This is a genomic window from Phocaeicola dorei, assembly GCF_013009555.1.
In the GTDB taxonomy this organism is placed as follows: domain Bacteria; phylum Bacteroidota; class Bacteroidia; order Bacteroidales; family Bacteroidaceae; genus Phocaeicola; species Phocaeicola dorei.
Genome location: NZ_CP046176.1, coordinates 5479305 through 5495858 on the forward strand (window position 1 = coordinate 5479305; position 16554 = coordinate 5495858).

The window sequence follows — 16554 nt, forward strand, 5'->3', positions numbered from 1 at the left end:
TAGTTAACAAAGGGTTAATATCCCGGATTCTGAACCAGATTTATATTACCATCCATGATACTCTTGGGTATCGGGAAAATGTCACAATGTTTGTCCGTCGGATCGGTCTTGGCATCCTTGCAGAACCATGATTTGCCATTATACACATTCTGTCCGCTGGTAAGACGGAAACGGATCAAATCCTGACGGCGATGGTGCTCGGCCAGGAACTCCCATCCCAGGTCGTCCAGCAGGCCGCCCAGCTCGATGTCGCTGCCTCCTTCGGTAGTGGTCACCCAATTATCCGCCTCATCCTGCTGTGCAATGTTCTCCCGGTGTCCGTAAGAATATACGCTGCCGCCTTTCAACTGGGTTACCGTACGTGTCGCCTTATCGGGATTCCCTTTGAACGCACGTTGCCTTACCTGAGTAACCAGGCTAGCGGCATCCTGTTCCGTCTCGCCGTTATATCCTCCCAGACGCAACAGGCACTCGGCCTTCATCATCAAGACATCGGCATAGCGGAAGAAAGGCACATCATCATAACTGGTTCCCCAGTCACCATCCTTTATCTCATACTTTACCAACCGGTATCCTTCCATCGGATAGCATCCCGGATTGTCCGTACTGCGGATTTCATACGTATAGTTCAAAGGCTGGCCGTCCACATAAATGGTGTTTCCACTCTGGTCTTGCTGGACACCGCCGATCCAGCAGTCTGTATAACGGGTGTCATTATTCTTGTCATAAGTATCCAGGAACTGGGGCAAGGCGGCTCCGCCTCCTGTAGCCCAACCGGTAAACCCGAAAGTGGCACGCCCGGCCTCGTTCATCCACAAATTGGCAAAATAATTGCCACTGGCATACAGATACTCAAACGGAATCCCGAAGATAATCTCGGGAGAAGAAGAGATGTCCTCCTTAAAGTTATCAGCATAATTCGGCGCCAGGCTGAATTTGTTCGATTCAATGATCACATTCAGCTCGTCAACGCATTTCCGATAGTAAGAATCGTCGGAATGGTCGTCAAACCAAGCATTGTGATTCAAATACATCTTAGCAAGAATCATGTGGACGGTATAGTTATTTATCTTTCCCATCTCCACCTCATCGCCACACTTGTCCTTTATGTCGTCCAGCTCAGAGATGATAAAATCCCATACTTCCTGCGGTTCAGCCTGTTCGGGAAGCCAGCCGTCGGGATGATCATAAGTGGTATCCAAGGGAATATTACGGAAAAGGTCGAACAAAAGATAGTAATACAACGCACGGTAAGCACGTAGCTGGGCCACAGACTCCTCCGATTCCTGCACGGCCTCGTCCGCCAACAGCTTGTTGCACGCATTTATTCCCGAATAGGCGTTTGACCACAACCCACTGAAATGACCGATTTCGGAATGAAACGTATGCTCATGCAGATTGATATACAAATCACCCCAACCTACGCCTATCCGCAAAGGGATCACCCACATGTCCGTACAGATATCCAGGTCAGCGTACCCGTACCATGCCCAATAGAAATTGCGCAAGGAGGAATATACCGGCGCAAACATACTGGCGGCATCCTTTTCCGTAAATTCATATTTCTCGGACGCGATCTGGTTGTAAATGGTTTCACTCAAATCTGTGCAGCTTCCCAAAGAAAGCATGCCGGCGCCTACCATTGAGTATAATAAAGACTTATATAATTTCGGTTTCATAATCTGGTAAATTTAGAAAGTTAAGTTAAGACCAAAAGTAAATGAACGAATGGATGGATATTTGTCGCGATTGTCTATACCTGCATAGGTAGGATACGGATTTGACAACTCCGGATCAAGTCCGGAATAACCGGTTATGCAGAAAAGATTGTCACCGGACAAATAGGCACGGACATTCTTGATGTATTTGTTATTTTTAAACGGGAAATTATAACCGATGGTCAGATTGGTCAACTTCAGGAAGTTACCATTTTCCAGGTAATAGCTTACCATAGTCTGCGGCTGTGAAGAAGACAAGGTGTATTGTCCGCCATAGGGTGCTTCCTCCACCGATTTCAAACGGTTGTAAGCATGAGAATTATTTTCGTAATAAGCACGGGGTTCATTCAGGATCTTAAATCCCAACTGGCTGGTGAACTGCATGCTCAGGTCCCAGTTTTTATAAGTGAAGGTGTTGCCCCATCCCAAATACACTTTCGGCAATCCGTTGCCCAAATATTGGCGGTATTCATCATTGGTCAGGTAAGCAGTAGAGAACTCAACGACTTCCCCGTCCGGCTTTTCAATCAGGAACAGTCCGTTTTCCGACGCGCCGACAGACTTCAAGCCATAAAACTCACCCAAAGGACGTCCTTCCTCCATACGGTGTGTGCTTACACTGATCGGTTCTCCCAAGCCACCGGTATCCATATAACTGTTTGACTCATACATGTCATTAGACAAGCTTAACAATTTGCTGGCATTATGAGCTACCGTCACCACGGTTTTCCACTCAAAGTCCTTGGTCTGCACAGGAATCGCATTGATGGCTACTTCAATACCCTGGTTGCGTACAGAGCCTCCATTGGCAAAAGTGTAACTGTACAAATTGGGCGGAGTAGGAACGCTGTAATTAAACAACAGGTCGGTTGTCTTCTTCCTGTATATATCAACAGATCCTCCTAAACGGTCATTCAAGACACTAAAGTCCAGACCTATATTATATTCCGTAGACTTTTCCCATTTCAAGTCCGGGTTCGGATTGGAAGCGACTTCCAGCCCCGGTTTCCATGTTCCCTTGTCGTAATAATAGGAACTTCCATAGTTATACCGCGTCAACGACATATAAGGATCATTGGGAATCACACCGGTAATACCGAATCCCGCACGCAACTTCAAGTTGTTCAGCCAGGTAATACCCTCCATAAATCCTTCATTACTGATGGTCCATCCCAAAGATGCAGAAGGGAAAGTACCCCATTTGTTATTGTCGCCGAACTTGGACGACCCTTCCTGACGTACACTGACCAGCAAATTATATTTATTGTCAAACGCATAGCTCACACGTGCAAAGAAACCGATCAGCGTATTCTCGTTCTTATCACTGCCCATGCCAGCCTTACCGTCTTTCAACGCCTGGCCGAGACCTAAATTATGCCATTGATAGAAATCTGTCGGGAAATTATAGTTATTGGCATAGAAACGTTCATAAGTATAATACTGATAACTGTAGCCCACCAACGCATTCATACGATGCTTGCCGACATTCAAGTCATACTTGCTGGTCAGTTCCAGGTTGTCCGTACGTGTCTCGTCCTGGGTATGATAAGCATAACCGGTCCATTCATTCAGTTGGTTGCTGAAATAATCCGTTGTGTTATACCCTTTATCATGTGCATTAAAGCGGCTGGTAGCCACCATCAGATTGGTCTGCCATCCTTTGACCGGTTCAAAAGTAACATTACCCGTCGCACGAGTCTCTTCATAGGTATAATTACCCAGACGCTCTTCCAGCATGCCGACCGGATTGTAGTAATAATTCACGTTAAAATCCTCATTATAAGAACCGTCCTCGTTGTAAATGGGAGCGGTAGGATTACGCATAATCGCCTGACGGTAAATATTTGACTGATCGGTGGCCGTTGCATTGGTGGCACTGTTCTTATGCCATTTCTTCACCATATTCAGGTTGACTTTCAGCATATCGTTAAGCATCCAGTGTGAGACATCAAAACGCATACGGATATCTTCGCTGTAAGTGTTCATTATCACACCGTCTTCCTTGCGGTAAGTCACATCCGCCGAGTAAGTGGTCTGCTTGCTTCCTCCCGTTATATTGAAATTATGGTTGTGAGTAAAGCCGGTCCGGCTGACGGCATCCAGCCAGTCGGTATCATATCCCTTATCGGTAAAGTTTGTCTTGCCTGCACGTATATCCTCGGCAGTCATAAATTCCAGCTTTTTGCCGAACTGAGATGCAGAGACGTAACCTGAATAGGATGCAGTCGTATGCGACTCACGTTTGCCGTTCTGGGTAGTGATCAGGATAACCCCGTTTGCACCCCGCGTACCGTAAATGGCAGCAGCCGAAGCATCCTTCAACACATCAATGGAGGCAATATTTTCAGGAGCCACCGTGCTTAAGTCTCCTTCCACTCCATCAATCAGAATCAACGGCGTAGTGCTGCCGTTGACGGAAATGACACCGCGCAGGCGAATCGTGGAAGTCGCATTCGGGTCACCGGACCCCTTGGCAATGCTCAATCCGGCCACCTTACCTTTAATCAGGTCCGCCGCATCCCCGATCTTACCTACCGTAAAATCCTCTGCTTTGACCGAAGCCACCGCACTGGTCACATCACCCTTGCGCTGGGTTCCATAACCAATAACGACCACTTCGTCCATCACCTCGGTATCTTCCTGAAGGGTCACATCAATCTTCCGGTTATTCTTTACCTCAAACTCCTGGGTTTTATATCCAATGTAGGAAATTACCAATACAGACTGGGAGCCTTTTACATTCAGCCTGTATTTCCCGTCAAAATCGGTAATGGTACCGTTGGTCGTTCCTTTTTCCATGATATTAGCACCAATGATGGGTTCTCCCTTTCTGTCTTTCACCACACCGCTTACTGTTACAGTTTGCTGTGTAATTTCCATTTTCATAGACTCTGCTGTTCCCTGAAGTGCAAATACAGGGCTCATCCCTGCACCCGCAATAAGGAAAAAACAGGTTGCGGCCTTTAGCAATGCTTTGCTGAACAAGGCCCGATTGTCATGTGTTTTCATCATACAGTTTTATTTAAAAGGTTTATATGTTCATTCAGTTTACTTTCCATTCAATCACCCCTCCCGAAGCTCCTTTCTGCAATTGTGCTGCAATTTTAAGCCCCTTTGTTTTGACAGGGTTGAAATCCAAACTATTATAGCAATCTTTTTTTACAGTATATTCAGTTAACGCCTCTACCTCTTTCCAACTTTCGCCTTCTTTATAATATAGTTTCCAGCTTTCCGGCACACGGAAATCTCCGTCATAATGGTCAAAATCCAACCAATACACTTGTACGTTCGATACGGTATAAAGCTGGTCGAATTCATAAGCCAGTGTTTCGACAGTACCGTTCTTCAGCCACCAATAGTGGTAAGGTTTCGAGATATCCGATGAACGTTTGGGTTCCCATTGGTCATTTACCCCCCATGCCCATGTTTCCACTGAAGCCGATTCAGGAGCGTCTTTCTGTATGGGGGCTTGTATCATCAAAGTACGTGCTTTGCTGGCGATGGTAGGTTCCGGAGTAGGACGAGCGCACTCGGCTGTTTCGGGAATCCATACGGCCATCTGGTCAGCACCGCGGTTGTTCCATGTAGAATAAGGAATTGCCTTGAATGGAACGTCTTTTACATTGCCGTTTCTTTCAACTTCTTTGGCTGTACCGTTCAAAACTATTACGCCATTCAGCAAATCAGCATGGAAAGAAGCCTCCATCGGAGTACCATCGGGGATGAATTTGTTGAATACAGTACTGTCGGCTTGGTCTTGTCCTTCCAAACAGAACATAATAGGGCCCCGTTCTATAGCCAGTTTGCCATGATCATCCTCTACTTGGTCATTTGCTTTCACACGACGTACCTCCATAGGAAGATTGATTTCAACCACATCACCCGCTTTCCAGTTGCGTACAAGGGTGGCATAACCGTCATATTGCTTCGCATTGACTTTGGAGCCGTTTACAGAAATGCTATAAGCCTGAGCCTTGTCTGTAAATGAGTAGAGGTCTGTGGGTACGGGAGCGTCTTGTGCCCATCCGGGAATACGCACACGCAAAGCAAACTCCTGTTCTTTTTCGGGAGTGACGGAAATACTTATCTTTCCGTTCCACGGATAGTCCGTAGTTTGTTCCACATTTATTTTATTGCTTTCCGTTTCAATATCCGCCTTGCTTTGGATATAGAGATTGACATACACATCATTGCCTTGAGTAGCATACATATAATAAGGTACCGAGGCCACGAAACGGGTTATGTTGCCCGGACAGCAGGCACATCCGAACCAATGCTGGCGCTCATGCTGCCCCATGGATTCCAACGGATTGTCATAGAAGAACTTGTCACCACTGAGTGATACGCCCGAAATGACTCCGTTATACAACGCGCGTTCCAGCACATCCGCATATTTGGCATCTCCCGTAGCGAGGAACATACGATGGTTCCAATACACATTAGCTATAGAGGCGCAGGTTTCGCAATAGGCTGTGTGATTATTCAGTTCATAGTTGGGACCGAATCCTTCACCTTGTGGACGAGAACCGATTCCGCCTGTGATAAAGAGTTTTTTGCCGGCCATATTTTCCCAAATACGGGTTAAGGCATTGAAATAGGCGGTATCATGAGTCAAAGCGGCTACATCTGCCACTCCGGAGTAGAGATATCCGGCACGGACGGCATGACCTACTATCTCGTCTTGTTGCAGGATGGGCTTGTGATCCTGACTATATTCGCTCAGTTTATGTCCGTCAGAGCCTCTGCCGGTTTCCTCTACAAAATATTTGGCTGTCTGCAAATATTTCTCATCACCTGTCACCTTATATAGTTTGACAAGAGCCATCTCAGCGATAGGATGACCGCTGGGACGATGGATCTGTCCTTCGCCGGGTCCGAAGACCTGACATACCAGATCGGCATTTTTGATAGCTACATCCAGTAACGTACGTTTTCCGGTGGCGCGATAATGAGCAACGGCGGCTTCGTACAAATGGCCGCTATTATAGAGTTCGTGACTGTTGATTTTTTCCCAACGGTGCGTGCCCCACCAACCGGATAAACGGGTACATTGATTGGTTACACAGGTAGTAAGATAACCATCCGGTTCCTGTGCGGCAGATATGATATGGATTACACTGTCCAGGTAGTGATCCAGTTTCTCATCATATTTTACGGCTAACGAGTAGGAAGCTCCTTCTATAATTTTATAGGGATCGGTATCGTCGAAAGAAAAGTCACCGCGATGTTCGCCTTTCATCAGACCACCCGCAATGGCAAAATTATCGAACCGGCCGTTCTTTTCACATTCTTTGAAAGCGGATGGGATGGAAACGGTGCGGTTAGTTTCGATGCGCGGTGTCCAGAAATTATCATCTAAATGAACTTGGGTGAAGGGAACTTCTTTGATAGGGGCATCAGGTTGTGTATAAGGCGTACTACATGCACATACGCTTATTATAGCAATGCTGCTCCATACTATTTGCAATTTGTTTTTCATACTATATCTGTGTTTTTTATTTCAGTATCAACTATGTCAACAGATGCAAAGTAAGTGAACAAACCGATAAAAGGATGGAAGAAAAATCTATTATGCTGCGAAAATCGTCTTGAATATGACAAATATATATATAATTTAATATTGCTGATTATCAGATGAATATACTATTATTGTAGACGATTTTTTTATTCTATTAGACAATTGTTTTATCCTATAAAGACAAAAATCAAGTGAATTTCTCTGTTCTTGAACTTAAATAGTTGGAGATACTTAATTCTTCTTAGAAAACCTCAACGGGGTTTGGTGAAACTTTCCTTCTCTGATAATATAAGTTAGATTGGCATCTCTTATTTAATAGAAAATTTAATGATATAAATATGATATATGCATATATTCGGGTTTCAACTGATAAACAGACTGTAGAGAACCAGCGATTCGAGATAAATCGTTTTGCCAAACAGAGGGATTTCCAGATTGATGTGTGGGTAGAAGAAACGGTTTCGGGAACACGGTCAGCCAAAGACAGAAAGCTTGGCGTACTATTGAAAAGAATAAAGAAAGGTGATACATTGATTGTGTCGGAGATTTCTCGTTTGGGAAGGAGATTGATGGAAGTAATGAGCATATTGAATGCATGTATGTTGAAAAATGTCATCCTACTCACGGTGAAAGAGAAATATGAGCTGGGAAATAATATACAATCCCAAATATTGGCATTCGCTTTTTCCCTCTCTGCACAAATAGAACGTGACTTGATTTCCCAACGTACCCGTGAGGGACTTGCACGCAGAATTGCCTCCGGACAAAAGTTGGGACGTCCCATGGGAGGACATAACTCGAAATATAAACTTACGGGAAAAGAAGAAAAAATTAAGGCTATGCTGGAGGCGGGAACCAGCAAGGCGGAGATGGCGAGGAAATTGAAAGTGAGCAGAAATACACTGGCAGCTTTTCTGAACAGGAATGAGGCAGGGATTCATTCCAACTGATAAAGGTGGTATGTCTGTCATTTGTAATAAGAAGAGATAAAGCCTCTGATAGATTATTCTTACTCAAGTTTCGGTTTTAGCATAAAGTCAGGATATACATAAAGCACAAAAACGTTCTGTCACAGTAACATGCACATTACTAATCACTTCCTGTGTAAAAGTCTCTCAAATACCCCTCAATTGGTATGCCGGTGGCAAAACACATTCGTTTTTGGGGTGTTCGCATTCGGGAATTCCAGCGGACAGGATGTAGAGTCAGCCCCTCACTGCCTCCCGGCTACTCGTGGGTATCATAGTTCATACCTGACAGGACAGGATACTGTTTGCTTCGGCTACTGACCCCTGTTGCGTATGTAATAAGAACCCATTCCTATCGTATCTTCACTCCGCTCCGTTTGATATTTCACCTCAGTGAAGCAACTGTTCCACTAGGGTGAAAGCGGCTGTTCACCTAAGTGAAATCGCCTCTTCACCTGGGCGAAACAACAAATGCAGCAAGACAAAATACGCCATAGCTACGCTCTCTTGCAAAGAAGCGACCGCAACTATGGCACAGGAGTTAAAACGACCTGTATACGTTAAGCTGAATTTGACAGCGGAGAATGGCAAACCGTTTCAGGGGAACTTGGAATGCATTCACACAGTATATCGTTGGTTTACAGTAAGATACTGCGCACAATTTGGAATGATAATGTACTGATACAGAAGAAACTGAGACGAAAAATCATCGAAAATTGGCATCTTATCTTTGTAATTACAAATGCGGCAAGAAGCAACAATTTTGTGCGGTTATGGCAAGAGTAAAACCATGAACAAAATATTCACCTTTCTGCTTGTCCCACTGCGAGGCATAACGGTGCAGGCACCCGGCAATGTATTCAAAGTAAGGTTTCCATTTGCCATCATAAGCCAGCCCTGAGGCAAGCTTCCTCTTTTCATAACTGTCGAAAGTCAAGTCGTTTTCATGATAAGTATCCAGAATGTAGGCAAAGAGTTGTTCACGTACCACTTGGTTGGGGATGGTGAGTTTGGTTTCTCCTTTATGCATTCCGCTGATGGTCAGCATTCCGAAGTAGAAAAGCAATCAGTTCTATCAACTCGTCTACCGAATGATTGAATTGGCACGTTGTGGAGTAATACTCCAGCATGTCCCGTACATCCTTTTCTGTGAATCCTGTCATTTCATTGAATTGTGGATTCAGCGTGTAATTGGTGCCGATGTTGAATCCGCTGGTCAGGTCATCCATGGTAACCGGACTCACTCCCGTTATAAAACAACGCTTGATAGCATATACGTTCCGGCCTTTACAGTGTCGAAAAAACTGCGCAGGTAACCGGTGCCGTGTGTCTCGCTTCTATAATTGTCCAGGCATGAGGGTTCGGATAAAATCTTATTGGTGAAATGGTCGTATTTATCCATAAAAAGATAAATGCTTTGTCCGGCTTTATAACATTCTTTGTACAAGTAATCCAACTGTTCCACAGCACCCCGTTTGGCGTTAAGCCCTTCCTTTATCCCTTGGGGGAGCATAGATATCACAAAAGAAGTTGAACTCGGTATTGCAATGTGCATCCAGTGACTGGCGGTACGAGTGTAATTCGGCATTTACCACTGCGAAGTTCAGATAGATAATAAGATAAGAATTGCGTTCGGGAGTGGGGTGTTATCCATGGTAGTTTTATCCGTTTACGATAAAACAATACTGGGTGACTCATATTAACATCTTCACATGCCAAGCTTAAAATAAAACATGCAGTAATATATGTGTATAATTATTTTCTTCTTCTTCCTGTCAAAACAAAGGGGCTTAAAATTGCAGCACAATTGCAGCAAGGAGCTTCGGGAGGGGTGATTGAATGGAAAGTAAACTAAGAATATAAACCTTTTAAATAAAACTGTATGATGAAAACACATGAGAACCGGGCCTTGTTCAGCAGGGCTTTGCTGAAGGCTACCACCTGTCTTTTCCTTACTGCGGGTGCAGGAGTCAGTAGTGTATGGGCAGCACCGGAAGAGAATGCCCAAGCAACCTCGATAGTACAACAAAGTAGCACTGTCAATGGTAAGATTACAGACGCAAATGGAGAACCCATCATTGGTGCCAGTGTTGTGATAAAAGGTACTACTAACGGAACTATAACCGACTTCGACGGTAACTTTATGCTGGAAGTTCCTGCTAAAGCTACTTTAGTTGTATCCTATGTGGGATATAAAACGCTAGAGGTCTCTGTAAACGGAAAAAAAACACTTAACATCAATTTGAAGGAAGACACAGAAATGCTTGATGAAGTAGTAGTGGTAGGTTACGGTACTCAAAAGAAAGCTACACTAACCGGTTCTGTTTCACAGGTAGGTGGTGAAGAACTGAAGAAAGTGGCTGCAACAAATCTTACTAATACACTTGCTGGAAAAACAGCAGGTGTCATTGCTAATACACGTTCGGGCGAACCGGGTGAAGATAACGCTGACATTCTTATCCGTGGTAAAGGAACTCTAGGAAGTACCTCCCCTCTTATTGTCGTCGATGGTATTGCCGACCGGTCATTCAGTCATCTCAATCCCGAAGATATTGAATCTATCTCTATATTGAAAGATGCCTCAGCAGCTATTTATGGTGCACGTGCCGCTAATGGAGTAATCCTGGTTACAACCAAACGCGGTACAGAAGGAAAAGTCAAAATCAACTATAGTGGTAATGTATCTTTCTCCCAGCCAACCCGCATCCCTGAAATGTTAGATTCCTACCAATATGCCACCTATGTAAATGAATACGATGCCGGACACGGTGAAGCCGCCACCTACTCTGCCGAAGCATTGGGTATGATTCAAAGTGGTGAAGATCAAATCCGCTATCCTAATACAGACTGGTGGAGTGAAGTAGCCAAAGACTGGGCTACCAAAACTCAACATAGCTTGGCTATCAGTGGTGGTAATGACAAAATATCTTTCTATACCTCGGCACAATACATGTATCAAGACGCTATTTACAAGAAAGGTGTACAAGACTATAATCAATATCAGTTTACTACCAATCTTGATGCAAAAATTACGAAAGCAATAAAATTCAGCATGGATATTTTAGGCAGGCAGGAAGTCAGGAATCGTGGTGTATATTCTACAGAAGATCTGTTTGGCTATTTTCTTACTACTAATCCGATGGCAGCTCCTTATTATCCTAACGGTCTGTTGCGTGTAGGCTATGATGGAGTAACCAACAATGCCGCTGTAAAAGTAACTGATATACCGGGTACTAACAAAACGACATACAGTACTCTTAACCTAAAGCCAAGACTCCGTATAGACTTAGACGTCATTACCAAAGGATTATATGTAGAGGGTTATGCCGCACTGGACTTTCATTTTAATGATGGAAAACAGATAAACAATCCTTATGATGTTTACCAATATGACGCAGCAACAGATTCCTATATCAACAGACGTGATGCCACAGGTTCCATCAGTGTTAACCAATGGTTCAACAAAGATAAAACCATTACCTTGAATGCCCGTTTAGGATATAGTCACGATTTTAAAGGTGGACATCATGTAGATGCTTTTATAGCTTACGAACAAAGTAAATACGATTATACCGGTATTTCTGCCTATCGTACAAATTATTTATCAACAACTATTCCTGAAATCTTCGCCGGAAGCGATGTAGCTAAAGACAAGGATAATAGTGGAAGTTCGAATGTAACAGCTCGTCAAAACTATTTCGGTCGTATCAATTATGCCTACAAAGACAAATATCTGGCAGAATTTACAATGCGCTATGATGGTTCTATGAATTTTGCTCCGGGACATCGTTGGGGAGCTTTTCCGGCGTTTTCTTTAGGTTGGGTGATGTCAGAAGAAGAATTCTTCCAACCCTTGAAAAATGTAGTAAGTTTCTTCAAAGTAAAAGGTTCATGGGGTATGATGGGTAATGATAATGTAACTGCTTATCAGTATATGTCGCAATACAAATTCATTGATTTAAACAATACCAGCTCCATGTGCTTCGGTGATGAAGTAGTAAAAGCAATTTATGAATCACGTACAGCCAACCCTTTAATTACTTGGGAAAAAGCAAAAACCTGGAATCTAGGGTTTTCTTCACAATTCCTTGATGGTAAGTTCGGATTGGATTTGGATTATTTCCAATCACGCCGTAATGACATTTTGATTACCCGTAATGCTTCTATCCCTACCTATTCGGGGTTAGTTCTTCCAGCCGAAAATTTGGGTAAAGTAAAAAATCACGGTCTAGAACTCATTGCAACCTATCGTGACCATTCTGGTGATTTCTCATGGGGAATAACAGGAAATTTCACTTATGCCAATAACAAAGTAGTATACGAAGATGAAGCTGCTTCCACTCCAGAATGGCAACGTCGTACCGGTCATCCTATTGACGGAATGGTACTATATAAAGCATTAGGAATCTATCAAACACAAGAACAGGTAGATAACACACCTCACATTGCAGGTGCCAAACCCGGTGACTTAATTTATCAAGATACCAATGGAGATGGAAATATTACCTGGGATGATGCTATACGTTTAGATAAATCGGCCACACCTAAAATAATCTTCGGTCTGACCCTGAACGGAGCATGGAAAGGTTGGGATCTGAATGTATTTTTCCAAGGACAAGCTGATGCAGAGCAATTGGTTCAACCGACCATGAATATGGCAACCGATTTCTATGAAGGACGCTGGATAGAAACAAATACAGCAGAACAAAATGCTGCTGCCAAATGGCCACGTGCATTCATCAAGCAGACATATGGTGACGCATGGAATGGTGTAGCCTCTACATGGTGGTTACGTGACGCTTCCTTCGTTCGTCTGAAATCTATAGAATTAGGATACACACTACCCAAAATGTGGACTAAAAGCATAGGTATTGAGAATGCACGTATTTATGTTAATGGTAACAATCTTTTTACCATTGATGGTATGAAAATATGTGATCCAGAGGCCGGTATGTTCAAAAACACAGATGGTTATGTGGTGGAGTCCGGTGGAGTCAGAGGTTACCCTCTCCAACGCATGATTACAGTCGGAGCTAATGTTACATTCTAATGACCTATAAAACTAAAGTACAAAATGAAAAAACATATATTACTTTGTGCAGCACTTGCACTTTCAAGTTTCGGACTTCCTTCTTGTTCAGATATTTTAGATCAAAAACCACTAGACTCATACACAGATACAGCTGTTTGGGGTGATTTGAGCCTGGCGGAAAGTTTCTTAAACTACTGTTATTTACGAGTGGAAGCAGAAAATACAAACGGCGTAATGTTCTGTAATTATACAGATGAAACCTATCATATGCACGACTATGGAACAAGTACCTATACACAAGGCCGTGCTTCATGTGACAACTATAATACCGGGTGGACTGAAGGAAAAGGAAATACGTGGTCACATTATTATGGCGGCATTAAATTATGCAACCAATTATTGGAAGACATCATGGATACGCCTGCCAATACCGATAGTGAAAAAGAATGGAAAAATCAGATAATCGGCCAGGGCTACTTTTTACGCGCCTACTACTATCATATGCTATATAGTGTCTATGGACGTATTCCATTGATTGACCATACTTATGACTTGGATTCTGAATTCAAAGAGGAACGTGCAGATATGGATGATGTAGCTGATTTTATTGTTGCTGATTGTGATAAAGCTGCTGAATTACTTCCCACAGTCTATAAAGATGCAAGTGATTTTGGGCGTGCAACCAAAGGGGCGGCCCTTGCTTTAAAAGGCCGAGTATTGCTTTATAAAGCAAGTCCCTTATTCGGTACTCCCTCTAGAGAAAAATGGCAGGCGGCAGCAGATGCAAACAAAGCAGTCATCGATATGAATATCTATTCTTTAAAACAAGTTTCGAATAGTGATGAATATGCAGATCTGTTCTTCGATTCCAAAAATCCGGAAGTAATTTTCGAAAAACTTTATGATGAAAAAGGAATTGCAGGAAGTAGTGCCAGCCTAGTTATGCAAGCTCCTGCCGGACCTGGTAACGGATATGAAGGCTGGAGTACGTGGCAACCCACTTACGAAATAGTAGAACTCTTCCAGAATGCTGATGGTACACCTTATAAACCGGCAGAAACCAAACCATTCACGATTTTACAAACCACAATTGACCCTGACTCTGGAGAAGCCACACAAAAAGAAGTCACTATACAGGCATCAGATGTAAACCCATGGGAAGGTAGAGAAATCCGTCTGAAAGCAAATATTCTCTATGATGGTATGCTGTGGGGATACGGAGATTCAAACCGTGAAATCGAATTATTTGAAGCCGGAGCAAAAGGGGTCATTCCGGGTAAAGATTCACGTACAGGAGAAACTTGGTGGAACGGTACAAAAACTGGATATAATATGCGAAAGTTCTTATCTTCTCATATTAATTTTTATGACGATACGGTAGTAGATACTACCCCATGGTTCTTCATCAGACTGGCAGAAGTCTATTTGAACTATGCTGAATGTCAGATAGAGCTAGGTAACAATGCCGAGGCTCTAAAATACATCAACCTTATCAGAAACCGTGCGTTATTACCGGATGCCACAGGCAAAGACATACGGACTGAATATGAATATGAACGCACTGTAGAATTGATGTTCGAAGGACAACGATTCTTTGACTTACGCCGCTGGAAGAAAATGGAAGAAACATATTCCAAAGAACATTGGCCTACCGGATTAAAAATTTATAAATTGCAGAATGGAACCAAAATATATTATCATAACCCAGAAGCCGTACAGCAACGTAATTTCGATGCCTCAAAAAATTATTGGTGGCCTATCCCACGTTACGAGTTAAACAAATCAACGTTACTAGATGCCGCACCGTATGAATAAAAAATAGTATTTCTTGATTATTATATATTACAGGAACGGAAAATAAAAACCGTTCCTGTTTTCAAAAAAAGTAATTATATATGAATAAACATACCTTCTTTTTATTTCTGGCAATAATAATCACTTCCTGTTCCAACGCACAAAGAAACAGCGATATCCCTCTACCCTCCGGCAAGTCCATCTATATCCCCAAGGAGCTTCAAGGCATGGATTTACAGAATCCGGCAAGTCAGTGGAGTTATCACCGTATGGCATACACCGAGAACTTCGTCATCTTCTGGGAGAAGGGCTTCGGCAATGACCTCAGCAACCCACCACAGCTGGAGGGGCATTCCATGAAGGTGGATCTGCCCGGTCTGAAGGAGAAGCTGGAAAACTTCTACGCTTATTTCTACCACACGCTGCAGTTTGCCAGGCAAGGCTCGAAATGTGATAAATACCGCATGATGGTCATGATAAACTATTCCCTGGAAGGCACTGCCTACGGAGGGGATTACGACGGGCAGATCGGTGCGCTCTGGATCACCCCCAACCGGGTACAAGATGAGAAATTGAATTGTATCGCGCATGAACTGGGGCATAGCTTCCAGTCACAAATCACCTGCGACGGTCAAGGAGAAGCTTGGGGTGGTTGCGGCTTTTTCGAGATGACTTCACAATGGATGCTCTGGCAAGTAAATCCTGACTGGATGACCGATGAGAAATATCATTGGGATGCGTTCAAAACCCTTACACACAAAGCTTATCTGCATTTGGATAATATTTATCATTCACCATATGTGCTTGAATACTGGGGAATCCGGTACGGTCTGCCTTTCATAGCCGAACTGTACCGCCAGGGAAAACGTGGGGAGGACCCTGTCATTACCTACAAACGGCTGAACAGTCTTGGACAGAAAGAGTTCTGTGACGAGATGTTCGACGCCTGTCGCCATTTTGTCAACTGGGATTTTAAGCGGGTATGGAAAGAGACACGCCCGTACGCAAACCAATACACTTGCAAAATGAATCCATCTGAAGAGGGATGGTACCGGGTTGCACCCGAAAACTGTCCTGAGAATTATGGTTTCAACGCAGTTCCCCTCTCCGTTCCCCAGCCGGGAAGTGCCGTGGAAGTGGAGTTCCTTGGGGAGGCAGGTAGGGAGGGTTACAATTCCGTCCACCCGGAGAAAGCCGGCTGGAGATACGGTTTTGTCGCTGTCACTCGGGAAGGAAAATCCGTTTACGGAGAAATGGGAAACAACACGGAAGGAGTGGTGAAGTATATTGCTCCCAAGGATGTACCGTTGGCCCACTTGTGGTTGGTTGTCATGGGGGCTCCGACGGAACACTGGATGAATCCCATATCCGGGGAAAAAGATGCACAATGGCCTTATAAAATAAAAATAACCGGCAGTTTCCTACTCACCTCGGCAAATTGAAAGATTCATCTGGAATCCTTACTTTTTCTTCGAATTTTCTCTTTTCTTTCTCAGAAAAGTAGTAATCTTGCATAAGATTTAG

General features: G+C 43.6%; 7 protein-coding genes and 1 pseudogene. 4 read left to right on the forward strand and 4 right to left on the reverse strand.

All coding sequences use genetic code 11. The features are described from left to right. Positions 1-14: 14 nt before the first annotated feature. Genes GKD17_RS22495 through GKD17_RS22505 form a run of 3 tightly spaced genes read right to left on the reverse strand, consistent with a single transcriptional unit; the run spans position 15 to position 7197 of the window. Positions 15-1679, reverse strand: coding sequence for a RagB/SusD family nutrient uptake outer membrane protein (locus GKD17_RS22495; RefSeq protein WP_032935961.1), 1665 nt, complete (start codon positions 1677-1679; stop codon positions 15-17). A gap of 12 nt (positions 1680-1691) precedes the next feature. Continuing rightward, positions 1692-4727 (reverse strand): SusC/RagA family TonB-linked outer membrane protein, encoded by a 3036-nt coding sequence (locus GKD17_RS22500; RefSeq protein WP_032936053.1) that lies wholly within the window; start codon positions 4725-4727, stop codon positions 1692-1694. A gap of 34 nt (positions 4728-4761) precedes the next feature. Beyond that, positions 4762-7197, reverse strand: a complete 2436-nt coding sequence (locus GKD17_RS22505; protein WP_170272852.1) for a glycoside hydrolase family 127 protein — start codon at positions 7195-7197, stop codon at positions 4762-4764. A gap of 377 nt (positions 7198-7574) precedes the next feature. Between GKD17_RS22505 and GKD17_RS22510 the strand changes: the two genes are divergently transcribed. Then, positions 7575-8186, forward strand: a complete 612-nt coding sequence (locus tag GKD17_RS22510) for a master DNA invertase Mpi family serine-type recombinase (RefSeq protein ID WP_007834157.1) — start codon at positions 7575-7577, stop codon at positions 8184-8186. 841 nt (positions 8187-9027) lie between these two features. Here GKD17_RS22510 and GKD17_RS23825 read toward each other — a convergent pair. Beyond that, positions 9028-9850: pseudogene (locus GKD17_RS23825) on the reverse strand (AAA family ATPase); the annotation flags it as partial. A 239-nt stretch (positions 9851-10089) separates the two neighbouring features. Here GKD17_RS23825 and GKD17_RS22530 point away from each other — a divergent pair. The 3 genes from GKD17_RS22530 (at position 10090) to GKD17_RS22540 (ending at position 16472) form a co-directional block, all read left to right on the forward strand. Then, positions 10090-13254 (forward strand): SusC/RagA family TonB-linked outer membrane protein, encoded by a 3165-nt coding sequence (locus tag GKD17_RS22530; RefSeq protein ID WP_032936055.1) that lies wholly within the window; start codon positions 10090-10092, stop codon positions 13252-13254. A gap of 24 nt (positions 13255-13278) precedes the next feature. Further along, positions 13279-15051, forward strand: a complete 1773-nt coding sequence (locus GKD17_RS22535) for a RagB/SusD family nutrient uptake outer membrane protein (RefSeq protein ID WP_007834161.1) — start codon at positions 13279-13281, stop codon at positions 15049-15051. An 80-nt stretch (positions 15052-15131) separates the two neighbouring features. Further along, positions 15132-16472: a DUF6055 domain-containing protein gene (locus GKD17_RS22540; RefSeq protein WP_007834162.1), complete on the forward strand. Its 1341-nt coding sequence runs from the start codon at positions 15132-15134 to the stop codon at positions 16470-16472. The last annotated feature ends 82 nt before the right edge of the window (positions 16473-16554 follow it).